The organism is Mesorhizobium neociceri (genome assembly GCF_013520985.1).
Classification (GTDB): Bacteria; Pseudomonadota; Alphaproteobacteria; order Rhizobiales; family Rhizobiaceae; genus Mesorhizobium; species Mesorhizobium neociceri.
Genome location: NZ_JACDTY010000001.1, coordinates 272589 through 298670 on the forward strand (window position 1 = coordinate 272589; position 26082 = coordinate 298670).

Annotated in this window: 26 protein-coding genes; 12 read left to right on the top strand and 14 right to left on the bottom strand. The window is 64.3% G+C overall.

Annotated elements, in window-relative coordinates:
* Positions 1-49: 49 nt before the first annotated feature.
* From H0241_RS01200 to pcaQ, 7 genes are all read right to left on the bottom strand, one after another.
* Positions 50-835: a coniferyl-alcohol dehydrogenase gene (locus tag H0241_RS01200; RefSeq protein WP_181055607.1), complete on the bottom strand. Its 786-nt coding sequence runs from the start codon at positions 833-835 to the stop codon at positions 50-52.
* Positions 836-837: 2 nt separating this feature from the next.
* Entirely contained in the window at positions 838-1902 is a 1065-nt protein-coding gene (locus H0241_RS01205) for a branched-chain amino acid ABC transporter permease (protein WP_181055608.1), read from the bottom strand.
* The gene (locus H0241_RS01210; protein ID WP_181055609.1) at positions 1899-2795 is read right to left on the bottom strand and encodes a branched-chain amino acid ABC transporter permease; all 897 of its coding nucleotides are present in this window, start codon (positions 2793-2795) and stop codon (positions 1899-1901) included. The genes H0241_RS01205 and H0241_RS01210 overlap by 4 nt, the downstream gene beginning before the upstream one ends.
* Entirely contained in the window at positions 2792-3520 is a 729-nt protein-coding gene (locus tag H0241_RS01215; RefSeq protein ID WP_181055610.1) for an ABC transporter ATP-binding protein, read from the bottom strand. Before H0241_RS01215 ends, H0241_RS01210 begins: the two co-directional genes overlap by 4 nt.
* A complete protein-coding gene (locus H0241_RS01220; RefSeq protein ID WP_328824608.1) occupies positions 3517-4191 on the bottom strand; it encodes an ABC transporter ATP-binding protein in 675 nt (224 codons plus the stop codon). The genes H0241_RS01215 and H0241_RS01220 overlap by 4 nt, the downstream gene beginning before the upstream one ends.
* Before the next feature lie 88 nt (positions 4192-4279).
* Positions 4280-5578, bottom strand: a complete 1299-nt coding sequence (locus H0241_RS01225) for an ABC transporter substrate-binding protein (RefSeq protein WP_181055611.1) — start codon at positions 5576-5578, stop codon at positions 4280-4282.
* Positions 5579-5878: 300 nt separating this feature from the next.
* Complete coding sequence (gene pcaQ / locus H0241_RS01230; protein WP_181055612.1) at positions 5879-6796, bottom strand: pca operon transcription factor PcaQ; 918 nt, start codon at positions 6794-6796, stop codon at positions 5879-5881.
* Between the two features lie 93 nt (positions 6797-6889).
* Between pcaQ and pcaD the strand changes: the two genes are divergently transcribed.
* The 6 genes from pcaD (at position 6890) to pobA (ending at position 11801) form a co-directional block, all read left to right on the top strand.
* The gene (pcaD, locus tag H0241_RS01235) at positions 6890-7699 is read left to right on the top strand and encodes a 3-oxoadipate enol-lactonase (RefSeq protein ID WP_181055613.1); all 810 of its coding nucleotides are present in this window, start codon (positions 6890-6892) and stop codon (positions 7697-7699) included.
* On the top strand, positions 7692-8105 hold the full coding sequence (gene pcaC, locus H0241_RS01240; RefSeq protein WP_181055614.1) for a 4-carboxymuconolactone decarboxylase: 414 nt from the start codon (positions 7692-7694) through the stop codon (positions 8103-8105). Before pcaD ends, pcaC begins: the two co-directional genes overlap by 8 nt.
* Positions 8095-8850, top strand: coding sequence for a protocatechuate 3,4-dioxygenase subunit beta (pcaH, locus tag H0241_RS01245; protein WP_181056141.1), 756 nt, complete (start codon positions 8095-8097; stop codon positions 8848-8850). Before pcaC ends, pcaH begins: the two co-directional genes overlap by 11 nt.
* The gene (pcaG, locus tag H0241_RS01250) at positions 8850-9464 is read left to right on the top strand and encodes a protocatechuate 3,4-dioxygenase subunit alpha (RefSeq protein WP_181055615.1); all 615 of its coding nucleotides are present in this window, start codon (positions 8850-8852) and stop codon (positions 9462-9464) included. The genes pcaH and pcaG overlap by 1 nt, the downstream gene beginning before the upstream one ends.
* 112 nt (positions 9465-9576) lie before the next feature.
* Positions 9577-10629 (top strand): 3-carboxy-cis,cis-muconate cycloisomerase, encoded by a 1053-nt coding sequence (locus H0241_RS01255; protein ID WP_181055616.1) that lies wholly within the window; start codon positions 9577-9579, stop codon positions 10627-10629.
* Positions 10629-11801 carry a 4-hydroxybenzoate 3-monooxygenase gene (gene pobA / locus H0241_RS01260; RefSeq protein WP_181055617.1) on the top strand — a complete coding sequence of 391 codons (1173 nt, stop codon included), beginning with the start codon at positions 10629-10631 and terminating at the stop codon, positions 11799-11801. The genes H0241_RS01255 and pobA overlap by 1 nt, the downstream gene beginning before the upstream one ends.
* A 13-nt stretch (positions 11802-11814) precedes the next feature.
* Here the strand turns inward: pobA and pcaF are convergent, their stop codons facing one another.
* From pcaF to H0241_RS01275, 3 genes are read right to left on the bottom strand one after another with little or no spacing between them, the layout of a single operon-like run.
* Complete coding sequence (gene pcaF / locus H0241_RS01265) at positions 11815-13020, bottom strand: 3-oxoadipyl-CoA thiolase (RefSeq protein WP_181055618.1); 1206 nt, start codon at positions 13018-13020, stop codon at positions 11815-11817.
* 1 nt (position 13021) lies between these two features.
* Positions 13022-13810: a CoA-transferase subunit beta gene (locus tag H0241_RS01270; RefSeq protein WP_181055619.1), complete on the bottom strand. Its 789-nt coding sequence runs from the start codon at positions 13808-13810 to the stop codon at positions 13022-13024.
* Positions 13807-14664, bottom strand: a complete 858-nt coding sequence (locus H0241_RS01275) for a CoA transferase subunit A (protein WP_181055620.1) — start codon at positions 14662-14664, stop codon at positions 13807-13809. The genes H0241_RS01270 and H0241_RS01275 overlap by 4 nt, the downstream gene beginning before the upstream one ends.
* A 102-nt stretch (positions 14665-14766) precedes the next feature.
* On the opposite strand from H0241_RS01275, the gene H0241_RS01280 reads away from it, so the two are divergent.
* From H0241_RS01280 to H0241_RS01300, 5 genes are all read left to right on the top strand, one after another.
* Positions 14767-15537, top strand: a complete 771-nt coding sequence (locus H0241_RS01280; RefSeq protein WP_181055621.1) for an IclR family transcriptional regulator domain-containing protein — start codon at positions 14767-14769, stop codon at positions 15535-15537.
* A 118-nt stretch (positions 15538-15655) separates the two neighbouring features.
* Entirely contained in the window at positions 15656-16744 is a 1089-nt protein-coding gene (locus H0241_RS01285) for a Gfo/Idh/MocA family protein (protein ID WP_181055622.1), read from the top strand.
* A gap of 54 nt (positions 16745-16798) precedes the next feature.
* Positions 16799-17713: a sugar phosphate isomerase/epimerase family protein gene (locus H0241_RS01290; protein WP_181055623.1), complete on the top strand. Its 915-nt coding sequence runs from the start codon at positions 16799-16801 to the stop codon at positions 17711-17713.
* Positions 17714-17730: 17 nt separating this feature from the next.
* Positions 17731-18825 (top strand): fatty acid desaturase family protein, encoded by a 1095-nt coding sequence (locus H0241_RS01295; protein ID WP_181055624.1) that lies wholly within the window; start codon positions 17731-17733, stop codon positions 18823-18825.
* A gap of 88 nt (positions 18826-18913) precedes the next feature.
* A complete protein-coding gene (locus H0241_RS01300) occupies positions 18914-19714 on the top strand; it encodes a 3-methyl-2-oxobutanoate hydroxymethyltransferase (RefSeq protein WP_181055625.1) in 801 nt (266 codons plus the stop codon).
* Here the strand turns inward: H0241_RS01300 and H0241_RS01305 are convergent.
* Both H0241_RS01305 and H0241_RS01310 read right to left on the bottom strand, forming a co-directional pair.
* On the bottom strand, positions 19679-21196 hold the full coding sequence (locus H0241_RS01305) for an HAL/PAL/TAL family ammonia-lyase (protein ID WP_181055626.1): 1518 nt from the start codon (positions 21194-21196) through the stop codon (positions 19679-19681). The genes H0241_RS01300 and H0241_RS01305 overlap by 36 nt on opposite strands.
* Positions 21193-22194 carry an ornithine cyclodeaminase family protein gene (locus H0241_RS01310; protein WP_181055627.1) on the bottom strand — a complete coding sequence of 334 codons (1002 nt, stop codon included), beginning with the start codon at positions 22192-22194 and terminating at the stop codon, positions 21193-21195. The genes H0241_RS01305 and H0241_RS01310 overlap by 4 nt, the downstream gene beginning before the upstream one ends.
* A 119-nt stretch (positions 22195-22313) precedes the next feature.
* Here H0241_RS01310 and H0241_RS01315 point away from each other — a divergent pair, with 119 nt between their 5' ends.
* Positions 22314-23747, top strand: coding sequence for a DHA2 family efflux MFS transporter permease subunit (locus H0241_RS01315; RefSeq protein WP_181055628.1), 1434 nt, complete (start codon positions 22314-22316; stop codon positions 23745-23747).
* A gap of 238 nt (positions 23748-23985) precedes the next feature.
* Here H0241_RS01315 and H0241_RS01320 read toward each other — a convergent pair whose 3' ends face one another.
* Entirely contained in the window at positions 23986-24873 is an 888-nt protein-coding gene (locus H0241_RS01320) for an amidohydrolase family protein (protein ID WP_181055629.1), read from the bottom strand.
* Positions 24873-26054 (bottom strand): vWA domain-containing protein, encoded by a 1182-nt coding sequence (locus tag H0241_RS01325; protein WP_181055630.1) that lies wholly within the window; start codon positions 26052-26054, stop codon positions 24873-24875. Before H0241_RS01325 ends, H0241_RS01320 begins: the two co-directional genes overlap by 1 nt.
* Positions 26055-26082 lie beyond the last annotated feature (28 nt).

Sequence of the window (26082 nt, forward strand, 5' to 3'; positions counted from 1 at the left end):
TGACCATGATCTTATCCGAAAACCGGCTCCCACTTTTCGGGATCATGGTCTAGAAGCCGAGCACTTCGGCGTTGATCGATGCTTCGAGGCCGCCGTCAACCGGCACGTTGGCGCCGTTGACCCAGCGCGCGCCATCCGAGCACAGGAACAGCACGACAGGGGCGATGTCGCCCGATGTGCCGGCGCGTCCGACACGGGCTATATCACTGTCGACGCGGGCGTCGCCCAGCACATTGCGGAACTGTTTCAGGATCGGCGTTTCGACCGGGCCGGGGCTCACCGCATTGACGCGGATGCCGCGGTTTTTGAACAGCTCCTGATGCGCGGCGCGGAAGGTCCACAACAGCAGCAACTCCTTTGAGACCGGATAGCCTTCCTCGTTCTTCACCTGGTGGTCGGCGACCACTTTGGCGACATCGGGAAAACCTTCGATGCCGACCATCGACGCCGCGCGGTTGAGATTGGCGCGCCAGCCATAGCCGGCGATCGAGGCGACGTTGACGATGGCGCCGCCTTCGCGAAGTCTTGGCGCCAAGGCTTCGGACAGCGCGCGCAGGCCGTAGAAGTTGACGGCTAGTGTCGACACCGCGCCGGTGTTGCCGGAGAGACCTGCGACGTTGCAAAGCGCATCGATGCGCTGCGGCAGGGACGCAATGAGATCATCGACGCCGGCCTTGGACGAGATGTCGGCCTTGACGAAGCTGCCGGCCGGTGCGGCAGGTTCACGGACGTCGACGCCGATCACATCGGCGCCGAACTGGCCGGCGAGCTCCGCCGTGCGAGCGCCGATGCCGGAGGCGACACCGGTGATGAGGATGGTCTTGCCGAAAAGCATGGTCAGGCCTTTTCCCGCTGTGTCGTGGCTTGTTGCAACGTCGATGCCGTGTCGCCATCAGTTGCGTTTGCCGGCAGTCTGACGCGATAGCCGACCGGCAGCAGGCGCAGGCCAAAGCGCTCTTCCAGAGTTCCCCACAGACCGCGCGGCAGGAACAGCGAGAACAGCACCGCCGTGGCGCCAAGGCCGATGAGATACCAGACGCCGGTGCCGCCGAACCAGGTCTCGATGAGGAAGAACAGCAGCGCACCCAAAATGGCGCCCTCGAAGGTGCCGATGCCTCCAACCAGCACCATGAAGATCATGTAGGCGGTCCATTGGACGTTGAAGTAAGTCTTCGGTTGGAAGGTGATCGAGGTGGCCAGCCACAACGCACCGGCAATGCCGATGCCGAAGGCGGCGAGTACGAACAAAAGCCGCTTGGTGCCGGTGACGCGCACGCCGACCGAAGCGGCGGCATCCTCATTGTCCCTGATGGCGCGGATGGCCGCCCCCGTGCTGCCGCGCAGCAGGCCAAACAGGATGGCGAGCAGCGCCGTCATCGAGGCCAGTGCCAGCCAGTAGATCGTCGCCCGCCTGGCGCCGGCGTCATAGACGTTGAGCGAGATCAACGACGTCCCGGTTTCGCCTTGCACCAGCCGGTCGAGATTGACCAGGAGATGGGTGAGCGCCGCGATCACCCACATGCCGATGGCGAACTCGCCGTTCTTCAGCCGCAGCATGAAAAGCGACATCGGCCATGAGATCGCGCCGACGATGATCGCCGAGACGAACAGCGAGGCAAACGGGTTGAGGCCGGCATCGGCGAGGCGAATGGCGAAATAAGCGCCGAGCCCGAAGAACACTTGCTGTCCCACCGAGACCAGTCCGCCGAAGCCGGCAAGCGCATTCCACATCGCCGCCAGGATCACATAGATGAACAAAGCCGTCATGCGGTCGACAGCGCCGGCCGACAGGAAATGCGGCGCGACCGCGAGCAGCGCGATGATGACGACGACCGCGATCGCCGAGATGCGCGAGGCCGAGGTGCCGCGCTCGATGACGGGGGAGTTTGAAACGGCGCTCATGATGCTTTCCTCGCGGGCAGCCGCAGCAGGCCGCGCAGGCCGAGGCCTGAGGTGGAGAGCCGGATGAACAGCACGATCAGGAAGGCGACATGGCCGCCGATGAGAAACCCTTGCGGATGTATCTGCGCGCCAAGTGTCTGGGCGAGCGCCAGCACGATGCCGCCGATCAGCGTGCCCCACAGCGAACCGGCGCCGCCGATGACGGCCGCCTCGAAAGCGAACAGCAATTGCGGTGCGCCGGTATAGGGATCGAAGGTGGCGCGCATGCCAAGGAACGCGCCGGCAAGACCGACGGTGACCATTGCGATGGCCGCGGCAAGGGCGTTGGCGCGGCGCGCGTCGACACCGACGAGACCAGCGGTATCAGGGTCTTCCGAGGTGGCGCGGATCGAGCGGCCAAGCCTGGTGCGGGTAAGGAACAGCTGCAGCCCGCCAAGCAGGATGACGGCGGCGGCAAACATGATCACGGCAAGCTTGCCGACATTGATGCTGCCCGGCCATTCCCAGGAATCGTAGGACAGGCTGCCAATATAGGGCGCCAGCGAGCGGGTGTCGGCGCCGAACTGCTCGAACAGCGCATTGTCGATGACGATGGCGAGACCGAAGGTGGTGAGGATCGGCAGCAGCGCGCCGCCGCGGGCGCTGCGCTCGAGCAGGAAGCGCTGCAGCGCCCAGCCGATCGCCGCCATCAGCGGCAGCACGATGAGCAGGCCGACGAAGGGCGAGATGTGGAATTGCGAGGCAAGCCACCACAGTGCATAGGCTGAAAACACCGCAAGGCTGCCATGCGCCAGGTTGATGATGCGCATTACCGAAAACATGAAGGAGAGGCCGCAGGCGATCAGCGCGTAGTAGCCGCCGAGAAGGATGCCCTGGACGATCTGGTTGCTCATGCCGGCACGCTCCCGGCGCTTTTCCTGTGCAGGCCGAAATAGGCCTTCGTCACTTCGTCGCGGGACATGCCCTTGCTCGGGCCTTCCAGTGCCACGCGTCCTTCGAGCATGCAGATGACCTTGTCCGACACCGACAGCGCGCGGTTGAGATCCTGTTCGACCAGGATGATTGTTGTGCCGGAACTGATCAGGCCTTGCAGCGACGCGTAGACGCGGTCGACCACAAGCGGCGACAGGCCGAGCGAGACCTCGTCGAGCAGCAGCAGTTCGGGATTGCTCATCAGCGCGCGGCCGATGGCCGTGGCCTGCTGCTCGCCGCCGGAGAGATGCCCGGTCTTGGCATGGCGGCGCGGCTTCAGGTTGGGGAACGTGTCAAGCACCCGTTCCACGCTCCAGTCGCCGGGCCGGCCGGCGGTCTTGCCAAGCAGGAGGTTCTCCTCGACGGTCATCTGCACGAACAGCTTTCGCCCTTCCGGCACCAGCGCGACGCCCATGCCGACACGCTTGTGCGACGGCACGCCGGTGATATCGGCGCCATCCAGCAGCACGAGGCCGGCCGTCGGCTGATGCGCGCCGGCGATTGCCCTCAGCAGCGTTGTTTTGCCAGCGCCATTGGCGCCGACCAGCGCCAGCGTTTCGCCACGTTCGATCGTAAAGCTCACGCCACGCACTGCCTGCAGCAGGCCGTGCCGCACAACCAGGTTTTCGACTGCGAGCAGGCTCATTTCGGGCCTCCACCGAGATAGGCGCGCACGACTTCCGGGTCAGCCATCACCGCTTGCGGCTCGCCGTCGGCGATGATCTTTCCCGCATCCATGCAGATCAGCCGTTCGGCTACCTGCAGCAGGATGTGGACGATGTGCTCGATCCAGACGATGCCGATCTTGCGCCGGCGCAATTCCTTGATGGTGTCGACAAGTTCGCTCGCTTCGCCGTCGGTCAGGCCGCCGCCGATCTCGTCGAGCAGAAGCAGCGTCGGCCTCGCGGCGAGCGCGCGGGCCAGTTCCAGCCGCTTGCGGTCGAGCAGGCCGAGCGTCTCTGCGCGCCGGTTGGCGACGCCCAGCATGCCGCACAGTTTCAGCGACGCCAGCGCCTCCTCATAGGCTTCGTCGCGGCCGAGACCAGCGCCATGCGACGCGGCGACGAAGACGTTTTCGAACGTGGTCATGCCGCTGAACGGTTTCGGCACCTGGTGCGTGCGCACCAAGCCGAGCCGGCAGCGCGCCGTGGCCGGCAGCGCCGTCACGTCACCACCCCTAAAGGCAACGGTGCCGGCGCTTGGCGGAAAGGCGCCTGATAGCACGCTGAGCAGCGTCGTCTTGCCGGCGCCGTTCGGGCCGACGATGCCGATGGCCTCGTCGGCATTCATGGCGAAGTCGATATCGTCGAGCACCACCAGCGCGCCGAAGCGTTTCTGGATGCCGGCGGCGCTGAGGATCGCAGCGTTTGGTGAACCGTTCACGATGCGATCCCCGTACCGTTCGTCAGCCGTTATACGGCTGGAGCTTGGCTTCGACCGGCACCTTCGGGTCGGTGGCGTTCTCGGTCACGACATAGTCGAGCGGGAATTTGCTGCCTTCCTTGGCGGCCACCCACTGCGTCCCGATAATCGGGCCGGGCGAGACACTGGCGACCGGGCCGCTGGTGAAGTCGACCTTGCCGATCATGGTCTCGGTGTTGAGCGTGCTCAGCGCCTTGGCGACCGCCGCCTTGTCCTTGGCGTCGGTGCTGGCCTTCAGCGCTTCGAAGCCGGCGTCGAGCAGCGACATCGAAGCGCCGAGCTGCTGCGTCCACTGCTTGCCGCTCGCCGCCTCATAGCCGTCGGCAAGCTCGGCTCCCGAAACGCCGGTCAGCGGCGACTTGTAGGGGAAGGCCTTGTGCCAGTAGGCGGCGCTCGAAATCTTGTTGCCGAGATCGCCAAGCGCCTCGATGTCGGACGGGAACAGCCCGGTCTTGGCGACCTGGCAGATCTTGATCTGCTTGATCAGGCCTTGCTGTGCTGCCTGACGCCAGAAGGCGGCGAAGTCCGGCGGGATCGGGAAGGAGTTGAATATCTCGACACCTTCCTGCTTGAACAGCGCGATCTGCGAGGAATAGTCGGTGGTGCCGGTCTCGTAGGCGCCGGGATCGACGATGGTAAAACCCTGCTTGGCCAGAAGCGGCGCCAGATGGGTGCGGATGGCGTTGCCGTCGGCGTCGTTGGGGTACATGACGCCGACCTTCTTGTTGGTCTCGATGAGGTTCCATTGCGAGATGTAGGTCCGGAAGAACTCGTCGACGCCGAAGCCGAAATGATAGGTCCACTTGAACGGCGAGGGTGCGCCGGGCTTGGCGCCACGGCCGAAATACCAGGCCTCCCACGGCATGACGGTGGAAAGGCAAGGCACACCGGCGGCTTCGCAGGCGTCGGCAACCGGATTGATCACCTCCGGCGTCGACACCGCCAGCATCAGGTCGACGGCCTGGTTGTTGATCAGGTCCTTGGCGAGCTGGCCGGCGCGGGATGGATCGGACTGCGTGTCCTGGTCGATGATCTCGACGCTGTATTTCTTGCCACCGATGTCGAGGCCACCGGCGAGCGCCTTGCGGGCGAGGTCGAGCACATAGCCGTCGGTCTGGCCGAAGCCGGCGAGCGGGCCGGTGCGCGGGCTGACAAAGCCGACCTTGAGTGTGTCGGCGGCTTGCGCGAAGGCCTTGCCGCGACCGAGTGCAAGTGCCGCTCCGCCGGCGATCGATGTAGCGATGAACTGGCGCCGCGAGACGCCGGATGTGCTTGAGGTCATGCTGATATTCCTCCCTTTCCTGGCGGTGCCTGGAGGCGACCGCCGGCCTGCTCAAAATCGGTGCCGCCCGTCGTTCAGATCGGATATGCCCCGGCTGGCTTTGAGGCGGCAGCGGAACGCCGCCAATGCCGGCAAACGGCACGATTTCGATCCTCCCATTGCCACAGTGCCCCAGGCGTTTGGTTTGGTAAAATGATATTTTGCGGTGTTTCGTTAACCCTGGGGTTACGAGAATTCCGCATTCCACGTCGCCTGCCGCGACTGACCCGATTGCTGCGCCCTCGGTAAAAGACAACTGCCTCAGCCGCCTCGGCTGGCTGCCTCGCGGATGGTTTTCAGCAGGATGGCGAAGGCCGGCGAGGGGGCTGTGTCGGTGCGCATGGTCAGCCCGACGGGTCCCTTGGTTTCCTCGGTGTTGACGGGCAGAGCGACGAAGGCTCCGCTGGAGATTTCATTGGCGACGACGCCGGTCGAGATGATCCAGACGGCATTGCTTTGCCGCAGGAAGGCGCGGCCGAAGGAATCCGAGACGGTCTCGATCTCGGTCGCCGGCGCGGTCATACCGTTGGTGATGAACAGGCGGTCGACAAACGGGCGGATGACCGATTCCCGCGTCGGCATCAGCACCGGGAATTCGTCGAGCCGCGCGAAGATGTCCTGGCCCGGCTGCGCCAGCGGGTGGCCGGCCCGCACCACGAACAGCACCTGTTCGGAATAGAGATGCTCGAAGAAGAAGCCGGTCATGTTTTCCGGCGCCGCCAGCCGGCCGACGACGAGGTCGAGCGCGCCGACGCGCAACTGTTCGAGCAGCACCGCATTCTCGCCGGTAACGATCTTGATCGCCGCGCCGGTGTTCTCACTCAGGAACAGGCTCATGGCGAGCGGCATGACCCTGGCCGACACCGTGGGCAGGGCGCCGATGCGTATCGGATGGCGGTTGATGGCGCCGTCCTGCCTGACGGAATCGACGCCGCGCTTTAAAGCGGTGATCGCCGTGCCGGCATGGCCAAGGAAGATTTCGCCGAGCCGCGTAACCCTGATGCCTCGGCCGTCGCGTTCGACAACGGCGATGCCAAGCGCCTCCTCCAGCTCGCGCAGTGTCTTGGTCACCGCCGGCGGACTGACATGAAGAAAATCGGCCGCCCTCGCCACGCTGCCTTGCCGCGCTACTTCCAGGAATGCCTGCAGGTGACGGAACCTTATGCGGCTTTCGGACATGGTTTTCGTAACCTCTCAGTTAATGAAACGGCGCAAAATATCATTTTACCAAACCAAATGCCTTGTGCAATGTGGACACGGAGGATCGAAATCGTGCCATTCGTCAACATTGGCGGCATCACGCTGCACCATCGTCACTTCAAGGCGGAGGGCAGTGCGAGACCGGTCGTGTTCATCAATTCGCTCGGCACCGATTTCCGCATCTGGGACCAAGTGGTGGACGACTTGAACGCTGACATGCCCTTGCTGGTTTACGACAAGCGCGGCCACGGGCTGTCCGACATTGGCGGCATCTCCTCGATCGACGATCATGTCGACGATCTCTCCGGCCTCATCGATCATTTCGGGCTGACCAATGTCGTGCTCTGCGGCCTGTCGGTCGGCGGCCTGGTCGCGCAAGGGTTTTACGCGCGGCGCCCCGAACTCGTCGAAGGCCTCATCCTGTGTGACACCGCGCACAAGATCGGCACAGCCGACAGCTGGAATACGCGCATCGCAACAGTCGAAAGCAAAGGCATTCAGGCTATCGCCGACGCGGTGCTCAAGGTGTGGTTCACGCCGGCCTTCCACGCGGAACGTGTCGCCGAGCTCGACGGCTATTGGAACATGATGACCCGGCAGGCCGTGGCCGGCTATGCCGGAACCTGTGCCGCGGTCCGCGATGCGGATTTCACCCAGGCAGCGCAGGCCATCGCCGTGCCCACGCTTTGCGTCGTCGGCGACCAGGACGGCTCGACGCCGCCGGACCTCGTCCGCTGGCTGGCCGACCTCATTCCCGGCGCGCGCTTTGAGATCATCCGCGATGCCGGCCACATCCCTTGCGTCGAGCAACCCGGGGCGCTGATCGCCCTGATCCGAGAATTTGTCGCGTCGCTTCCTCAGAGAAAGCAGATCCATGGATGAAGTGTCCAAGAACGAAACCAGATACCGGGCCGGGCTGACGGTGCGGCGCTCGGTGCTCGGCGACCCGCATGTCGATCGCAGCGAGGATGCCGTCACCGATTTCGACCGGCCGTTCCAGGAGCTGATCACCGAGGCAGCCTGGGGGACGGTGTGGGCACGGCCGGGTTTTAGCAAGCGCGAGCGCTCGATCGTGACGCTGGCCCTGCTCGCCGCACTCGGCCATGATGAAGAGGTCGCCATGCATGTGCGCGCCACCGCCAACACCGGGGCGTCGCGTGACGACATCCGCGAAGCGTTCCTGCATGTCGCGATCTATGCCGGCGTGCCGGCGGCCAACCGCGCCTTCAGGATCGCCAAGGAAGTGTTTTCGGAAATGGACGGAAGCAGGAATGGCCATGCCAGCTGATGCCGGCTCGAACCGCAGGCCCGAGACCGGCGCCTTCTTCCAGCGCGACAGGAGCTGGCATCCGCCGGCGCTGACGCCGGACTACAAGACGTCGGTGCTGCGCTCGCCGCAGAAGGCGCTGCTTGCCTTCGACAACACGGCGTCGGAAATCACCGGTCCGGTGTTCGGCCACGCCATTCTGGGCGAACTCGACGATGATCTGATCCACAATTTCGCAAAGCCCGGCGAAAGCGCAATCGGCGAGCGCATCATCGTCTATGGCCGGGTGCTCGACGAGCGCGGCGTTGGTGTGTCAGGCGCGCTGCTCGAATTCTGGCAGGCCAATGCAGGCGGCCGCTACCGCCACAAGAAGGACGGCTATCTCGCGCCGCTCGATCCGAATTTCGGCGGCTGCGGCCGCACCATCACCGACGCCGACGGCGGCTATGCGTTTCGCACGGTGAAGCCCGGCCCCTATCCCTGGCCGAATGGGCCGAATGACTGGCGACCCTCGCATATCCATTTCTCGGTGTTCGGCCATGGCTTTGCGCAGCGGCTGGTCACGCAGATGTATTTCGAGGGCGACCCGCTGATCTGGCGGTGCCCGATCGTGCGCGGTATCCGCGACAAGGCGGCCGTTGAGACGCTGATCGCCGCGCTCGACATGCAGGCCACGATCCCGTTCGACGCGCGGGCCTATAAGTTCGACATCGTGCTGCGCGGACGCCGCGCCTCGCTGTTCGAAAACCGGCCGGAGGGCAATTGATGGCGCAGTCGCTCACCCGGCTGAAGGAAAGTCCGTCGCAGACGGCGGGGCCTTATGTGCATATCGGACTGACGCCGAATTTCGGCGGCATCGGCGGCGTCTATCCGACCGACCTCGGCGCGACGATGCTCAACGACAAGACCAAGGGCGAGCGCATCGGCTTGCGCATCCGCGTGCTCGACGGCACCGGCACGCCGCTCAGGGATGCGTTGATCGAGATCTGGCAGGCGGATGCCAACGGCTTCTACAATTCGCCGGCCGAGTTGCGCGGCGATGCCGATCCGGATTTCCAGTGCTGGGGCCGCCAGCCAACCGACATGGAAACCGGCCTGTGCAGTTTTCAGACGATCAAGCCCGGACGCGTGCCGTTCGGCGACGGGCGGTTGATGGCGCCGCATATCAGCCTGTGGATCGTCGCCCGCGGCATCAACATAGGTCTCCACACGCGGCTATATTTTTCCGACGAGGCAAGGGCCAATGCCGAGGATCCGATCCTGGCCCGCATCGAGCACCGAGTGCGTGTGCCGACGCTGATCGCCGAGCGGCAAGGCGATGCCTACATTTTCGATGTCCATCTCCAGGGGGAGAAGGAAACGGTCTTCTTCGACAGCTAGAGCGGTTCATCGTTTCACGGAAACACTGAACGGCTCTAGCTCCTTTTCTGACGCACTTCCGGACGGAAAACCACTTCACACTTTTCCTGGAATTGCTCTGTGAGACCCGCGCATGACCGTATCGCCGTTCGACCATCCGCTGCTGTCCGGCCTTCTCGGCGACGAGGAGGCAGCACGGCATTTTTCCGCCGATGCGGAAATCGATACGATGCTCGACTTCGAGCGCGCGCTGGCGCAGGCGCAAGCCGAAAGCGGGATCATCGGCAAGGATGCCGCGGCGGCGATCGTGTCTGTCCTGTTGTCCTACAAACCGGATACCACGCGGCTGCGAGCCGGTGTGGCGAAAGACGGGGTGATCGTTCCCGAACTGGTGCGTCAGTTGAAGGCTGCGGTCGGCGCGCCGCACGATGCCAGCGTGCATTTCGGCGCAACCAGCCAGGATGTCATCGACACTGGCCTGGTGCTTCGGCTGCGCCAGGTGATCGATCATCTTGATCTTCTGCTGACCGAAAACATCCTGCGGCTTACGGCGCTGGAAGAACGCTTCGGTGACAAGGCGTTCACCGGGATGACACGCATGCAGCCGGCGATCTCCATCCGCGTGTCGGACCGTGTTGCGGCGTGGCGCGCGCCGCTGCAACGGCATCGGCAGAGATTGTCGCAACAGTCGCCACGCCTGCTTGTGGTGCAGTTTGGCGGCGCCGCCGGCACGCTGGAAAAGCTCGGCGACAAGGGACCGGCGGTGCGCGCGGCGCTTGCTGCTAAACTCAGCCTTGGCGACGCGCCGCAATGGCACAGCCAGCGCGATGCGCTCGCTGATTTTGCAGGTTGGCTGTCGCTGGTGACCGGCAGCCTCGGCAAGTTCGGCCAGGACATCGCCCTGATGGCGCAGGCCGGCACGGACATCAAGCTGTCCGGCGGCGGCGGTTCATCGGCCATGCCGCACAAGCAGAACCCGGTGAAGGCGGAGGTCTTGGTGACGCTGGCGCGCTTCAACGCCACGCAGCTTTCCGGCATGCATCAGGCGCTGGTGCATGAGCAGGAGCGGTCCGGCGCTGCCTGGACGCTGGAATGGCTGCTCTTGCCGCAAATGGCGGTTGCGACCGCGGCTGCATTACGGCTTGCCGCGGAACTTACCGGACAGATCGAAAGCCTGGGGCACTGATGCGCACAAAAATCGTCATCGTCGGCTCGGGACCGTCTGGCCTGCTGCTCGGCCAGCTGCTCAGCAGCATCGGCGTCGAGACGGTGATCCTCGAGCGTTCGAGCCGGGAGCACGTGCTTGGCCGGGTGCGGGCAGGGGTGCTCGAACAGGGCACGGTCGAGTTGCTGGAGGAGGCGGGCGCGGCTGCAAGGCTGCATGCCGAGGGTCTGCCGCATGCCGGCATCTCGCTCGCCTTCGGCGGCAGCCTGCACCGGCTCGACCTGTCGGCGCTGACCGGCGGCAGGCACGTCACCGTCTACGGCCAGACCGAAGTGACGCACGATCTGATGGACAAACGCGAGGCGGCGGGCCTGACCACTGTCTACGAGGCGGCAAACGTTGTGCTGCACGGTTTCGACGGCGAAGCGCCTTTCGTCACGTATGAAAAGGATGGCGTCAGCCATCGCATCGACTGCGACTTCATCGCCGGCTGCGACGGCTATCATGGCGTCAGCCGCAAATCGGTGCCTGAGCGCGCGCTGAAAACCTTCGAGCGGACTTATCCCTTCGGCTGGCTGGGCGTGCTGGCCGAAGTGCCGCCGGCCGATCACGAACTGGTCTATGCCAATCACGAGCGCGGCTTTGCGCTGTGCTCGATGCGCTCGACCCATCGCAGCCGCTACTATGTGCAGGTCCCGGCCGACGAGCGCGTCGAAGCCTGGAGCGACGACCGCTTCTGGGATGAGTTGCGGCGCCGTCTGCCGGAACGGACCGCTGCCGCCGTCGTCACCGGCCCGTCCTTCGAAAAGTCGATCGCGCCGTTGCGTTCCTTCGTCGCCGAGCCGATGCGCTTCGGCCGGCTGTTCCTGGTTGGCGACGCCGCTCACATCGTGCCGCCGACCGGCGCCAAAGGGCTCAACCTTGCCGCCAGCGACGTTTGCTATCTCTTTGCCGGACTTCGCGAATTCTATCTGGGGAAATCGCAGGCCGGGCTCGACGCCTATTCGGCCAAGGCGCTGGCCAGGGTCTGGAAGGCGGTGCGCTTCTCCTGGTGGATGACGACGATGCTGCATCGCTTTCCCGATATGGGCGATTTCGGCCAGCGCATCCAGGAGGCCGAGCTCGACTATCTCGTGCATTCGCAGGCGGCGTCGACCGCGCTGGCCGAGAACTACGTCGGACTTCCCTATTGATCGGTGGAAGCCGTCAAACCCGTTCGAGCGCCACCGCGATCCCTTGGCCGACACCGATGCACATGGTGGCCAGCGCATAGCGGCCGCCGCGTTCGCGCAATTCCAGCGCTGCCGTACCTGATATGCGGGCGCCCGACATGCCGAGCGGATGGCCGAGCGCAATGGCGCCGCCATTCGGGTTGACGTAATCCGCGTCCTCACCGATGCCGAGTTGGCGGAGCACGGCGATGCCCTGGGAGGCGAAGGCTTCGTTGAGTTCGATGACATCGAATTGTTGCGGCGTCAGGCCGAGGCGGGCACAGAGCTTTTTCGTCGCCGGCGCCGGGCCGATGCCCATGATGCGCGGCGCCACGCCGGCAGCGGCACCGCCGAGGATGCGGGCGATCGGCGTCAGGCCGTATTTTTTCACAGCTGCTTCCGAGGCGACGATCAGCGCCGCCGCGCCATCGTTGACGCCCGACGCGTTGCCGGCGGTGACCGTGCCACCCTGGCGGAACGGCGTCGGCAGATTGGCCAAGGTCTCGACCGTGGTGCCTGCACGGGGATGCTCATCCTTGGAGACGACGATCGCATCGCCCTTCTTCTGCGGGATCGTCACCGGGGTGATCTCTTTTGCCAGCCGGCCATTGGCCTGCGCTGCGACAGCCTTGTCCTGGCTGCGCACGGCAAAGGCGTCCTGGTCGGCGCGCGAAACCGAAAAATCCTCGGCGACATTCTCGCCGGTCTCGGGCATCGAATCGACACCATACTGTTTCTTCATCAGCGGGTTGATGAAGCGCCAGCCGATGGTGGTGTCGTAAATCTCGGCATGGCGTGAAAAGGCGGTCTCGGCCTTGGGCATGACGAAGGGCGCGCGGCTCATCGATTCGACGCCGCCAGCGATCATCAATTCGGCCTCGCCAGCCTTGATGGCACGGGCGGCGATGGTGAGCGCATCCATGCCGGAGCCGCACAGGCGATTGACGGTCGAGCCGGAAACCTCCTTCGGCAATCCGGCCAGCAGCAGCGACATGCGCGCTACATTGCGATTGTCTTCGCCGGCCTGGTTGGCGCAGCCCAGGACGACGTCGTCGACCGCTTGCCAGTCGATGCCGGGATTGCGCTCGATCAGCGCCTTCAGCGGGATGGCGCCGAGATCGTCGGCACGCACTGAGGACAGCGAACCGCCGAAGCGGCCGATCGGGGTGCGGATGTAATCACAGATGAAGGCCTCGGCCATGTCATGCAGCCTTTTCTTTTCCGCTTCCCTCGTGCGCCGCCTTGGTGCGGGCCTGCAGGTCGCGCAGTGTCGTCAGTTCGAGCGCGGTCGGCGCCGGCGTCTGTTCAAGCGCATCGGCGAACTTCACTACCCAGCCACAGGTATCCTGAACCTGCTGGCGCGTCACGCCGGGATGCAGCGACACCACGGTGAATTCCTTGCTCACCGGGTCAGGCTTCCAGATGGCGAGGTCGGTGATCAGCAGCGTCGGCCCAGCGGTGTCGATGCCGAGGCGCTGGCGGTGATCGCCGCCGTCGCCGTGACCGAAAGAGGTGAAGAAGTCGATCTTCTCGACCATGCCGCGCTTGGACTGCGCCATGGTGATGTAGATCTCCTTCGACGAGGTGGCGATCTCCGGCGCGCCGCCGCCGCCGGGCAGGCGGGTCTTGGGATGCGCATAGTCGCCGATGACGGTGGTGTTGATGTTGCCGAATTTGTCGAGCTGCGCGGCGCCAAGGAAACCGATGGAGATACGGCCGCCCTGCAGCCAGTAGCGGAACATCTCCGGCACCGAGACGGTGGTGACGGCGGTGTCGCAGAGTTCGCCGTCGCCGATCGACAGCGGCAGCACATCCGGCGCGGTGCCGATGGTGCCGCTTTCATAGATCAGCGTGATGTCGGGCGCGTGCGTCAGCCGCGCGACGTTGCAGGCGGCAGACGGCGCGCCGATACCGACAAAACAGACATCGTCGTTCCTGAGCGCGCGGCTGGCGGCAATCGTCATCATCTCATTGGGGGTGAAGCCGCTCATGCCGCGCTCCTCAGATGCTCGACTCGGGCCGCGAAATCGTCGGCGGTACGCGCGATGACATTGGCCTGCATCCAGGCCTGGAACTTTTCTCGGTCGGCGGCGATGTCGTCCCATTCGAGATAGGCTGCGTTGTCACGCGCATAATAGCCATGCGTGTAGGAGGGGTGCGAACCGCCGGGCACCACCGATATCGCCGCGATCGTCCAGCGCGGCAGCACGGTGAGGTTGGGGTGGAGATCGTCGAAATCGTCGACGACTTCCTCGACCGTCACCACGGCGCGTTTTGCGGCGAGAACCGCTTCCTTCTGGATGCCGATAATGCCTTCGACCAGCACATTGCCTTTCTTATCGGCCTTCTGCGCATGGATGAAGGTGACGTCGGGGCGGATCGATGGAACGGCCGCCAGCACCTCGCCGGTGAACGGGCAGGTGACCGATTTGATATTCGGGTTGACGGCGACCAGCCCGGCACCGCGATAACCGCGGAACACCGCGCAGGGCAGGCCAGCCGCACCCGCCTCATAGGCGTTGGCCATGCCGGCATGGCTGTGCTCCTCGATCTCGATCGCCCGGGGGAAGCCGTTCTCGATGGAATCGCGGGCGCGCCGCAGCAAGCCGACGCCGGGATTGCCGACATAGGAAAAGATGATCTTCTTCGCCATGCCCATGCCGATTATCTGGTCGTAGATCAGGTCAGGGGTCATGCGGATGAGCGTGAGGTCGCGAAATCCCTGGCGGATCGCCTCATGCGCCGCCGCCGTCGGGATTAGATGGGTAAAACCTTCGAAGGCGACAGAGTCGCCATCGTGCAGGTTCTCGGCCACGGCCTGTTTGAGCGGCAGGAATTTGACCATCGCGGGAACTCCAAAAGTTCGCATTGCGAACAAATGTTTTGTATGCGATACTTCTACATCGGATCGTCGCGTCGAGTCAATAACGTCGCTTGCGGAGGCCATATGGACGACGAGGGAACGACGCGCGACCATGTTGGTTCGCTGGAGCGCGGCCTTGCGGTCATGGAGATCCTTGCCCGGCATCCCGCCGGCATGACACTGACCGAAATGGCCGAGGAGGCGTTGCTGACCCGCGCTGGCGCGCGGCGTTTTCTGCTGACGCTGACCGCGACGGGTTACGCGACGCAGGCCGGCCGACTGTTTTCGCTTTCGCCACGTCTCCTGACTGTCGTGCGGACATGGCTCGGCGGCGCTTCGCTGTGGACGTTCGCGTCGCCGATCATGCGAGAGCTGGCGGGGCAATTCAATGAGGCCTGCAACGCAGCGGTTCTGTCGGGCGAGGAGGTCGTCTATGTTGCGCGCATACCCGGCCGCCGCATCCTCAGCGTGTCGCTCGATGTCGGCACCAGGCTGCCGGCACATTGCACCTCGATGGGGCGCGTCCTGCTTGCGGGGCTGGGCACCGACGACCTGAAGGCCTTCCTTTCCGAAGCCAGGATCGAGCGGCGGACGCCGAAGACGATCACCAGTCGCGCCGCTCTTGGCAAGGCGATCGACGCGGCTCGGGCGGATGGCTTTGCCATCGTTGATGAGGAACTGGAGCTCGGCCTGCGCTCGATCGCCGTGCCGATTGCCGACCGATCCGGGCGGACGGTGGCGGCAATCAACATGTCGACCCAGTCGGCGCGTTTTTCGGTGGCGGAGATGGAGCGGGATATCCTGCCGGCGCTGCGGAAGGCCAAGCAGCGGATCGAAGAATTCTTCTTCGTTTGACCGGCGCGCGAATTATCCGAAGCCTGGCGCTGCCATGGTTCTGATGGGAATTGATGGAGCGGACCTTGGCTGATCCACCGGCCATGGCGTTATATCCTGTCCTTCACGGGAGGAATGGATGGCAGGCCAGGGTTTTGAGCCGGATGTAAAGGTTCGCACCAGCGAATACCGGATCGGCTGCATCGGCGCCGGTATGATCATGGCCGAATGCCATCTCGCCGCCTATGCGCAGGCCGGATTTCCCGTGGTGGCGATCGCTTCGCGGACCAAGGCCAGCGCCGAGAAGGTGGCGAAGCGCTGGAGTATTGCGACTGTCCACGACACGCCGGAACAGCTGATCGAGGATCCCCAGGTCGAGATCGTCGACCTTGCCTTTCCGCCCGACCAGCAGCCGGCACTTATCCGCCATGCGCTGAAGCAGCCACACATCAAAGCGATCCTGGCGCAGAAGCCATTGGCGCTGTCGGTCGAGGAGGCGGTCAAGCTACGCGACGAGGCGGCCAAGTCCGGCAAGATCCTCTCGGTCAACCAGAACATGCGCTACGACCAGTCGATGCGTGTCTTGAAGCAGATCATCGACAGCGGCGCGCTGGGCGAGATCGTCTTTGCCCAGATCGACATGCATGCGATCCCGCACTGGCAGACTTTCTTGGCCGGCTACGACCGGCTGACGCTCGCCAATATGAGCGTGCACCATCTCGACGTCTTGCGTTTCCTGTTCGGAGACCCCGACGAGATCACCACGCTGACGCGCAAGGACCCGCGCACCACATTCGACCATACCGACGGCATCACCGTCTCGACGCTGCGCTTTCCCTCTGGCGTCCTCGCCGTGTCGCTGGAGGATGTCTGGTCCGGCCCGCGCCAGGAGGGCTACAAGGACGACCAGCACATCAACTGGCGCGTCGATGGCACCAAAGGTGTCGCAAAGGGCACGATCGGCTGGCCGAAGGGCGTGGCCTCGACGCTGACCTATGCCTCGACCGAGACGACTGGCGGCGAATGGGTCAGCCCAAGCTGGGAGACGATGTGGTTCCCGCACGCGTTCATCGGCGTAATGGAACAATTGCAGCATGCGGTGAAGACGGGCACGCCGCCGGCGCTGTCCGTTGCCGACAACGTCAAGACGATGGCGCTTGTCGAGGCCGGCTATCGCTCGATGGCTGAAGGCCGCACCGTAAAACTGTCCGAGATATCGATCGACTGAACAGGCCGCCGAATAGCGTGGCGACTGAATCGCTTACCGGGAGGAGTTCACATCATGATGCAGGCAGGGATCTTCACCGGCTATTTCCCCTATGAGCTCGCAGAAGCAGCCCGGCGCATCCGCGCGCTCGGTTTCAACACGGTGCAGCTCGACATGCATTTCAGGGATGTCGATCTGTCCGCCGGGCAGATCACCGGAGACAAGGCCAGGAAAGTCCGCGACACGTTCCGCGATCACAATCTGCCAGTCTGCTGTATCTCCGGCTACACCAACATCATCCACCCTGACAAGACCGAGCGCGAGAAGCGCGTCGGTTATCTCAAGGAGATCATCCGCAACGCGCGCGACTTCGGCTCGCCCTACGTGATCTCGGAGACCGGCACCTACAACACCGAATCCGACTGGGTGCATCACCCCAAAAACAAGACCGAGGAAGGTTTTGAGGAATGCCGCAAGGTGATCTCGGACCTTGCCCAGACGGCCTACGACCATGGCGCGGTGTTCCTGCTCGAAACCTATGTCAACAATGTCGTCGGCTCGGTTGAGGAGACGGTGAAAATGTTCGCGCAGGTCGATCATCCCGGCCTTGGCCTTTTGATGGACCCGACCAACTATTTCGAGGCGCACAACATCGACCGCATGGACCAGGTGCTGAACCAGGTGTTCGACACGCTGACCGACAAGATTCGCATCGCGCATGCCAAGGACGTGAAGCGCTCTGGCAGCGACAAGACGGAGAAGCATGCCGATATCGGTGACGCGGACGCGCATGAGGGGCTGACCTTCCGCGGCGTCGGCGAGATCGAATTGCCGGCGCCCGGTCTCGGTTCGCTCAACTACGATCTCTATCTGAAACGGCTCAGCGAGAAGCACCCGAACATCCCCGTCATCATCGAGCATCTGACCGAGGATGACGTGCCGCGCGCGAAAACATTTCTCGACGGGAAATTCCGCGCCAACGGGCTTTGAGGGCAGGGCGAGAGGCGATGGCGACGGCGGCCAAGACAAAGCGCGATTACAGCCTGGTCGGCGAGAGCACCCGCCGGGCCATCGAGACCGGGCTGGCTTCAGCCGAGTGGTATCACACCGATGTGCCGCGCAAGGCGATGAAGGAGCTGATGCAGCGTTCCGACGGTCCGGCGATCCGTGACACGGTGATCTGGATCGCTGCGATCCTGGGCTCGGCAGCCGGCATCGTTTGGTTCTGGGGCACGTGGTGGGTGTTGCCGTTCCTGCTTGTCTATGGCGTACTCTATGGCTCGTCGAGCGACTCGCGCTGGCATGAATGCGGCCATGGCACCGCCTTCCGCACACGCTGGATGAGCGACGTCGTCTATGAGATTGCCTCGTTCATGTTGGTGCGCAATCCGGTGCAGTGGCGCTGGAGCCATGCCCGCCACCACACCGACACCATCATCGTGGGCCGCGACGCCGAGATCGCGGTGATGCGGCCGCCCGATCTTCTCAGGGCAGCACTCGCCTTCACCGGCATCCTCGATTTCCGTTACGCGCTGCCGACGCTGGTCCGGCAGGTGTTCGGCAGATTGTCGGATGACGAGAAGAGCTACATCCCCGAGATGGAGCAGGCGAAGGCGGTCACAGCGGCGCGCTGGCATATCGCCGTGTACGTTGCGACGATCGCTTTCGCGATCGCGCTGGGGTCATGGCTGCCGCTGGTGCTGATCGGCCTGCCGCGCCTCTATGGCAGCTGGCACATGGTGCTGACCGGCCTTCTGCAGCATATCGGGCTCGCCGACAATGTCGTCGACCATCGGCTGAACACGCGCACCGTCTACATGAACCCGGTCAGCCGCTTCATCTACTGGAACATGAATTATCACGTCGAGCATCACATGTTCCCGATGGTGCCCTATCACGCACTGCCGAAGCTGCATGAACTGATCAAGCACGATCTGCCGCTGCCGAACCCGTCCATGTGGCACGCCTATCGCGAAGTCTGGCCGGTGCTTTTGAAGCAGCTCCAGTACGAAGACTATTTCCTCAAGCGCGAATTGCCGCCGGCGGCGCGGCCCTATCGCGGTGAGTTCCACGAGGTCGATATGTCGGCGGCCGCCAAATAGCGAATAAACCACCCGCCTTCTATCCGGCTTGTTACGTGGCCGGTAAGGTGACCGGGAAAATCAAATTCCAGCAAACAGGGACATCCCGATGAGCCGAAAGAGACCGACCGTCGCCGATCTGCGCGCCATGAAGGGCAAGCGCCAGCTGACCATGCTGCGCGTCCTGACCATGGATGAGGCCGAGGCCGCCGAGCGGGCAGGGGTCGACATCGTCTCGGTGCCGCCGGAGCTGGTGCTCAACCCTGAGTATCGCGACGCAGCCCCCAGCCTGTTCACCATGCCGGGCGAGAACTTTTATGAAATCGGCACGGCGGATGATTTCCTGCGCTGGGCCTTCCGGCTCTACAAGGCCGGCGCCGACGCCGTTTATTGCAGCGCCGGTTTCGCCACCGTCAAGCGGCTGGCCGATGACGCCATTCCTGTCATTGGCCATGTTGGCCTCATTCCTTCCCGTGCGACCTGGACCGGCGGCTTCAAGGCCGTCGGCAAGACCGCCGAGACCGCCATGCAGATCTTCGAGGCGGTCAAGCAGTATGAGGCCGTCGGTGCGCTGGGCGCCGAGATCGAGGTGGTGCCGGTCGAGGTCGCCAAGGCGATTTCCGAACGCACCTCGCTGATCATGCTGTCGATGGGAGCCGGCACCGGCTGCGATGCGCAATATCTGTTCGCCGACGACATTCTCGGCCAGAACCGGGGCCACATGCCGCGCCACTCCAAGGTCTATCGTAACTTCGCCGCCGAGTATGACCGGCTGCAAGCCGAGCGGGTGGCGGCATTTTCCGAATATGTCGCCGACGTCAACAGCGGCGCCTATCCGGAGGACAAGCATGTCGTGCGCATGGATCCGGCCGAGCTAAAGCTGTTCCTCGACAAGGTCGGCCAATTGTAAGGTCGCTTGCCAGTTTCCACCAGCAAGCGTGGCGTAGAGCGCTTCAGCATCTATGCCGAGCGGCCGGTCGTCTTTCAGTGTTGGGACAAGCGCGCGTATCACCGTGTGAATCGCAGCGGTGTGTGGCGCCAGCGTCAGCCCTTCGCGCAGGTCGACGGCTTGCGCGGCAGCCATCAGTTCGAAGGCGATCAGCCGCCGCCACAGCACGATCATCCCGGTACACTTCGAAACGGTGAGCGGTGTCTGCGTTGCATGATCTTCGACACCTTCCGACACCGGCAGGAAATCCAGCATCACGGGATTGGCCTTGTGGCGAATGGCGGCCAGGATCGCCGTCGCGGTCTTTTGCAGCGGCACGAAACCGGCCGAGGCGCCGCCGACCGGCGACAGATATTTCGGCAGGCCGTTGCGGCCGGAACCGGAGAGCTGGATCAAGCGGGCAACGCTTGCGGCTGCGCATTGGGCGATCGCCAGGCCGAGCGTCTCGAAGGCCAGCGCTAGCGACGCGGTGTGGAAATTGCCGGTCGACAGCACCAGCCCGTCATCGCCCAGCACCAGCGGATTGTCCGTGGCGGCATTGAGCTCGATCTCCAGCGCCAGCCGCGCATGGTCGGTCGCCTGGATCAGCGCACCGTGGATCGACGGCATGCAGCGAATCGACAGCGGATCCTGCAAAGTGGTGGGCGCTGGCTCCCCATCGCGGGCAAGCAAATCGCGCAGGCCTCTTGCCGCCAGTTGCTGGCAGGCGGCCGGCCGCGCCAGATGCAGGCGCGGATCGAGGATGGTGCGATTGGCGCCAAACCCTTCCATGGTCAGCGCGCCGGCCTGCTGTTGTTGCGCGAAGGCCGACAGCGCGTCGGCCAGCGCCAGCGCACCGCTGCCGACTGAGACCGCCGAGGCATTGATCAGCGACAGCCCGTCCTTCGGCGCCAGACTGATCGGGGCCAACCGCGCCATCATCAGCGCCTTGGCCGCTGGCATGCGCCGGCCCTGATAGTCGGCCTCACCATCGCCGGTGAGCAGGCGGGCAAGCCCCGTCATCAGCACGAGATCGCCGGCGCCGATCGAGCCGAACTGCGGCATCACCGGATGCACGCCGGCATTGAGCGCATCGACGAGGGCGGTGAAAACCGCGGGCGAAATGCCCGAGCCGCCGACAGAGAACATCGCGGCACGGGCAAACATGGTCGCTCGCACCGCCTCTTGCGGCAGCGGCTCGCCGACAGCGGCGCTGCGTCCTTCCAGCAGCTGGCGCTGGAAGGCGCTGGCATCGCCTTCGACCGAGGTGCCGAGATTGGCGCCGAGCCCGGTGTTGAGGCCGTAAATCTGCTGGCCGGACGCGGCGGCCTGGTCGAGCACTTTGCGCGCTTTGTCGAGCCTCTCGATGACGACGGGCTCAACCTCGACCTTGCGGCCGCTGCGAGCGACCTGTGCGACATCCTCGACGCTGACGCCGGCGCCGGTGAGGACGAGCGCGCTCATGCGAAGCGCAGCCTCTGGCCGATGCCCTTGTCCGCGGCCTTGGCCAACATCGCCTTGCCCAAAGCAATGTCGGAGAGCGACAGGCCGCGATGCCAGAACAGGATCGTCTCGTCGTCGCTTTCACGCCCGGCCTTCAGGCCGGCGGCGATCTGGCCGAGCTCGGCATGCAGCGTTTTTTCGCTCAGCCGCCCGGTCTCGACATGGGCGCGCAGCGAGCCGAACTTGCCGCCCTTGCACTGGCCCCAATCGTCGACGACCATTTTCTGCATGATGTCGGTCAGTGACAGCTCCACCGCGCTCATCGTGCCATAAGGCACGACGAACGCGCCGGGCTTGATCCATTCCGTCTTGAGCAGCGGCTGCGGTTCCGACAGCCGCGAAGCCTCGACGACGATATCGGCGCCCTTGACGCAGCTCTCCCAGTCGGCGACCGCGGTGACCGTCTTGCCGAGATCGGCGGAGAGTTTGGCGGCAAAGCCGTCGCGGCTTTCCGGGCGGCGCGAATGCACGCGGATTTCGTCGAAGTCGAAGAGATGGTCGAGCAGGCGCACATTCCAGTAGGCGGTGCCGCGCGCGCCGATATGGGCCAGCACCTTGGAATTCTTGCGCGCCAGGTGCTTGGCGCCGATGGCGGTGACGGCGCCGGTGCGCATGTCGGTGATGACGGTGGCGTCGAGAATGGCGCGCGGCGTGCCGGTGCGCGGATCGAACAAATTGAGGATGCCGAATTCCGAGGGCAGGCCGTGCAGATAGTTGTCGACATAGTCGCCGACGATTTTCACGCCGGCCGCGTCGAGCGGCGCGACGTAGCCGCGCAACACATTGAAATGGCCATGGAAGCCCGGATCCGGTTCGAGATGGACGCGTGGCTCGATGACCGTCTGGCCATTGCCTTGCGCAACCAGTCCGGCCTCGACGGCGGCGATGATTTCGCCGTCGGTCATCTCAAGGGCTTCGATATCGAGGGCATTGAGGTAGTCGATATAGATCGGCTTCATTTATGCGCGCACTTTCCTCCGTCGCCCCGCCCATCCCATAGCAGGCTGTGGGCCGACACGGAAGTTTGTTGGCTAGGCTCTGGACTGGGCCAGCCATATGCTGTTCAACGCGGTTCGTCATGACTGCCGTTCCCGACACCGAAGCCTCCACTGATCCCGCCAGCAGTGCGCGGCGCGTGGCGCTGATCGTCGCCATCGCGTTCTTCATGCAGTTGCTGGATTCGACGATCATCTCGACCTCGCTGCCGCAGATGGGCCAATCCTTCGGCGTGCCGGCGGTGGCGATGAGCATCGGCATCACCGTCTACATGCTGACCATGGCGGTGTTCGTGCCGCTGTCGGGATGGCTCGCCGACCGTTTTGGCGCGCGCAACATTTTTCTGCTGGCGATCGTGCTGTTCACGCTGGCGTCGCTCGCCTGCGGCTTCTCGCAGAGCCTTGCCCAATTCGTTGCCGCCCGCATCGTGCAAGGACTGGGCAGTGCGCTGATGACGCCGGTCGGGCGCATTCTCGTTTTGCGCAATGCGCCGAAGTCGGAACTGCTCAATGCCACGGCGCTGATCACCTGGCCGGCGTTGTTTGCGCCCGTGGTCGGGCCGGTGCTCGGCGGCTTCATCACCACATACCTGTCCTGGCACTGGAATTTCTTCATCAACATCCCGCTTGGGCTGATCGGACTGGCGCTGGTCGCACGCTTCATTCCGGGTGACCGCGAGGCCGATCCCAAGCCGCTGGACTGGCCCGGATTTTTCCTGACATCGCTGGGCCTAGCGCTGCTGCTCTATGGCCTGGAGCGCATCGCGCATCCCGAGGATGGCGCCTTGCCGACGCTGCTGCTGGTTGCCGCCGGCATCGTCATCGGCTGGCTGGCGGTGCGGCATCTCCGGCGCGCGCCGCATCCGTTGCTCGATCTCTCCGCGTTCAAGGTGCAGACCTTCGCTATCTCGACGCTTGCCGCCGGCACCATCTTCCGCGTGGCGATCAACGCCACGCCGTTCCTGTTGCCGCTGCTGTTCCAGGTTGGCTTTGGGCTTTCGCCGGTCGATGCCGGCTTGATGATCCTGGCCTATTTCCTCGGCAATCTCGGCATGAAGACGGTGACGACGCCGACGCTGCGGCGTTTCGGTTTCCGCACGGTGATGGTCGTCAACGGCCTGATCGCCTCGGCCGCGATCATGGCTTGCGCGGCGATCTCGCCCGGGACGCCGCAGGCGCTGGTCGTGGCGCTGATGCTGATCGCCGGCCTGTCGCGTTCGATGCAGTTCACAGCGCTGAACACGCTGGCCTTCGCTGACATCGACGCGACGCAGCGCAGTTCGGCGGCGACGCTGTCTTCCATGCTGCAGCAGGTGGCGATGCTGTTCGGCGTTGCGGTGGCGGCGGCGATCGTCAATCTGTCGCAGATCGCCCGAAGCGAGGCGGCGCCCGATCTCGTCGATTTTCGCATCGCCTTTGTCGTGATCGGCCTCATAGCGTTGGCGGCCTCATTCCGCTTCATCGTCTTGCCGCCCAACGCCGGCTCCGAGGTTTCGGGCCATGCGCTGGAGAATTGACGTTGAATTTTTCGCACCGGCATGGCGCGGCGGTTATACCTTCTCCCCTTGTGGGAGAAGGTGGCCGAGCGAAGCTCGGTCGGATGAGGGGTGCTGGAAGGATCGCTACGTTCAAGAACTAAGCACTTAAAATTGCTCAATCTTTTTCTCGCATCGTTTCTTCCAGCACCCCTCATCCGTCTCGGCGCTGCGCGCCGATCCACCTTCTCCCACAAGGGGAGAAGGGAAGTGCCCCGCGCTATACCGGCCGGTAAACCTTCTCCGCCGTATTCCAGAAGATATCCGCCTCTGCCGTGGCGCCGTGCTTTGCCACTGCCGCGCGATGCGCCTTGATCAGCTCGGCGTGGCTGGTCCAGAGTTTCTCGATCGGGAAGTTCGAGCCGAACATCAAATGGTCTGCGCCCAAGATGTCGATCGCATTGTCGACGATGTAGGCGATGACGGCCGGGTCGTTGCGGTGGACGAAAGTGCCCAGCCCCGACAGCTTGGCGTAGAAGTTCGGCGCGGCTGAGAGCGTACGCAGGCCGGCCTTCCAGGCTTCGGCGGTTTTCGGCTCCATGCCGGTCAGCATGCCGGCGTGGGTGAGGATGAAATTGGTCTCAGGGTTTTCCCCGACCAGCGTCAGCCCGTCCTTCATCTGGGCAGGGAAAAGCTGCAGGTCGAAGGACAGGCCGTAATCCTTCAGCCGCGCGACATTGGCGCGCACCTTTGGGTCGATAACCTGGTCGGCCGAGGCGGCGAAGCGGAAGGCTGGCGTTTCGTGCCAGTGCAACTGCATGCGCACGCCGCGCAGCAGTTTGTATTTCATCAGCCGGTCGATCTGCTGGCGGACATCGTCCACCGTCATATCGGCATAGCCGACGATGGCATGCGGCCAGCCGGTCTCGTCAGCGGTCTTTTGCAGGAAGGCGACTTCCTTCTCGAAATCCTCCTTCGCCCAGTTGGTCTGGACATAGACGGCCTTCTCGACGCCAGCGCTTTTCTGGTCCTCGAGAAACTCCGTGATCGGGTAGTCGCGGCGGATCGGCTCGTAGGGGCCGAAGATGCGCGGCACCATCGGGCCGACCAGCCAGGGCTGGTCCTTTTGGCGCCAGATGTGGAAATGCGCGTCGATGGCCTTCTGCATCACGATACCCTTTTCCAGATTGTCGAAGCCACCGGGGCAGGGCGGGCGAGCGACAGGATGAAATCGGAGAGGCTCTTCAACGATGAGCCGTCGATCAGATCGTCGAGCTCAGGCAGGATGGCGCTCAGCGCCGCCGTTTCAGGATGAAAGCGCGGATCGCCGGCCAGCGGCGTCGCCAGCGACAGCCGAAAGGCGCGGGCGCTCAGCCGGCGTATCGCAGTCTCCAACGCGCCATGATCGCCACGTTCGAGCGCGTCCGACAGGATGACGACGGCTGCCCCGCGCGCGAAGGCGGAGAAGCGTGGCACCGACAGGAAGGCGAGCAAGGTCGGCCCCATGCGGGTGCCGCCGTCCCAATCGTCGACCTGGGCCGCAGCGCGCGCCAGCGCCTGGTCGCGGTCGCGGATCCGCAGCGCCGAGGTGATGCGGGTGAGCCGCGTGCCGAAGGTGAAGATCTCGGCACGGTCGGCGCCTTGTACAGCGGCATGCGCCAGTTTGAGATAATCGGCCGTGTGTAGCTTCATCGATCCGGAGACATCGATCAGGATCAGCAGCTTGCGCGGCACCGTCTGGCGGCGGCGCAGCAGCGGTGAGGGGACGTCGCCATCGGCGCTTACGATTTCCCTGAGCGAGCGGCGCAGGTCGAGCTTGCCGCGTGAGTGGGTGCGTACGGTGCGGAAGGAGCGGCGGGCGGGCAGGGCGTAGGCGAGTTTTCGGCGAAAGGCGGTCAGCCTGTCATCATCGCGCTGGAAGTCGCGCGTGCTCAATTGCTCCAGGGCGGAGGACAACGCGCCGCCTTTCTCCTGGCGTGCGGTCTCGCTCTCCTTCTCACGCGTGCCGCCGTCGTCCTTGATGCGGGTTTCCTCGTCTTCTTCGCCTTCGACGGAGGGTTGGCCATCGCCATAGAAGTGGCTGCGGAAATGCACCTCGAATTCATTGCGGCGATCGGGCGAGGGCGCAAGTGTTGCAAGCGCCGCCTCGCGAATGTCGGCCATGGATCGCGGCCCGAGCAGGGTTGCAGCCTGCATGAAGCTGGAGACTTGCTCGGGGGCAATGGCGAAGCCGTAGCGGCGCAGCAAGCGGGCGAAGCTGAGCAACGGTGCGGCGGCGCGGGGAAAGCCTTCCTCCCCCCGTTTACGGGGAGAGGATGCCGGCAGGCAGGTGAGGGGCGGCGCCGACATCGGAGGTTCGCGCTGCCCCTCATCCGCC

Bases quoted from the DNA above. Each gene is read 5' to 3' on its own strand.
- H0241_RS01200 (WP_181055607.1), bottom strand. From the start codon at position 835: ATGCTTTTCGGCAAGACCATCCTCATCACCGGTGTCGCCTCCGGCATC.
- H0241_RS01205 (WP_181055608.1), bottom strand. From the start codon at position 1,902: ATGAGCGCCGTTTCAAACTCCCCCGTCATCGAGCGCGGCACCTCGGCC.
- H0241_RS01210 (WP_181055609.1), bottom strand. From the start codon at position 2,795: ATGAGCAACCAGATCGTCCAGGGCATCCTTCTCGGCGGCTACTACGCG.
- H0241_RS01215 (WP_181055610.1), bottom strand. From the start codon at position 3,520: ATGAGCCTGCTCGCAGTCGAAAACCTGGTTGTGCGGCACGGCCTGCTG.
- H0241_RS01225 (WP_181055611.1), bottom strand. From the start codon at position 5,578: ATGACCTCAAGCACATCCGGCGTCTCGCGGCGCCAGTTCATCGCTACA.
- pcaQ (WP_181055612.1), bottom strand. From the start codon at position 6,796: ATGTCCGAAAGCCGCATAAGGTTCCGTCACCTGCAGGCATTCCTGGAA.
- pcaC (WP_181055614.1), top strand. From the start codon at position 7,692: ATGGATGAAGTGTCCAAGAACGAAACCAGATACCGGGCCGGGCTGACG.
- pcaH (WP_181056141.1), top strand. From the start codon at position 8,095: ATGCCAGCTGATGCCGGCTCGAACCGCAGGCCCGAGACCGGCGCCTTC.
- pcaG (WP_181055615.1), top strand. From the start codon at position 8,850: ATGGCGCAGTCGCTCACCCGGCTGAAGGAAAGTCCGTCGCAGACGGCG.
- H0241_RS01255 (WP_181055616.1), top strand. From the start codon at position 9,577: ATGACCGTATCGCCGTTCGACCATCCGCTGCTGTCCGGCCTTCTCGGC.
- pobA (WP_181055617.1), top strand. From the start codon at position 10,629: ATGCGCACAAAAATCGTCATCGTCGGCTCGGGACCGTCTGGCCTGCTG.
- pcaF (WP_181055618.1), bottom strand. From the start codon at position 13,020: ATGGCCGAGGCCTTCATCTGTGATTACATCCGCACCCCGATCGGCCGC.
- H0241_RS01270 (WP_181055619.1), bottom strand. From the start codon at position 13,810: ATGAGCGGCTTCACCCCCAATGAGATGATGACGATTGCCGCCAGCCGC.
- H0241_RS01275 (WP_181055620.1), bottom strand. From the start codon at position 14,664: ATGGTCAAATTCCTGCCGCTCAAACAGGCCGTGGCCGAGAACCTGCAC.
- H0241_RS01280 (WP_181055621.1), top strand. From the start codon at position 14,767: ATGGACGACGAGGGAACGACGCGCGACCATGTTGGTTCGCTGGAGCGC.
- H0241_RS01285 (WP_181055622.1), top strand. From the start codon at position 15,656: ATGGCAGGCCAGGGTTTTGAGCCGGATGTAAAGGTTCGCACCAGCGAA.
- H0241_RS01290 (WP_181055623.1), top strand. From the start codon at position 16,799: ATGATGCAGGCAGGGATCTTCACCGGCTATTTCCCCTATGAGCTCGCA.
- H0241_RS01295 (WP_181055624.1), top strand. From the start codon at position 17,731: ATGGCGACGGCGGCCAAGACAAAGCGCGATTACAGCCTGGTCGGCGAG.
- H0241_RS01300 (WP_181055625.1), top strand. From the start codon at position 18,914: ATGAGCCGAAAGAGACCGACCGTCGCCGATCTGCGCGCCATGAAGGGC.
- H0241_RS01305 (WP_181055626.1), bottom strand. From the start codon at position 21,196: ATGAGCGCGCTCGTCCTCACCGGCGCCGGCGTCAGCGTCGAGGATGTC.
- H0241_RS01310 (WP_181055627.1), bottom strand. From the start codon at position 22,194: ATGAAGCCGATCTATATCGACTACCTCAATGCCCTCGATATCGAAGCC.
- H0241_RS01315 (WP_181055628.1), top strand. From the start codon at position 22,314: ATGACTGCCGTTCCCGACACCGAAGCCTCCACTGATCCCGCCAGCAGT.
- H0241_RS01320 (WP_181055629.1), bottom strand. From the start codon at position 24,873: ATGCAGAAGGCCATCGACGCGCATTTCCACATCTGGCGCCAAAAGGAC.
- H0241_RS01325 (WP_181055630.1), bottom strand. From the start codon at position 26,054: ATGTCGGCGCCGCCCCTCACCTGCCTGCCGGCATCCTCTCCCCGTAAA.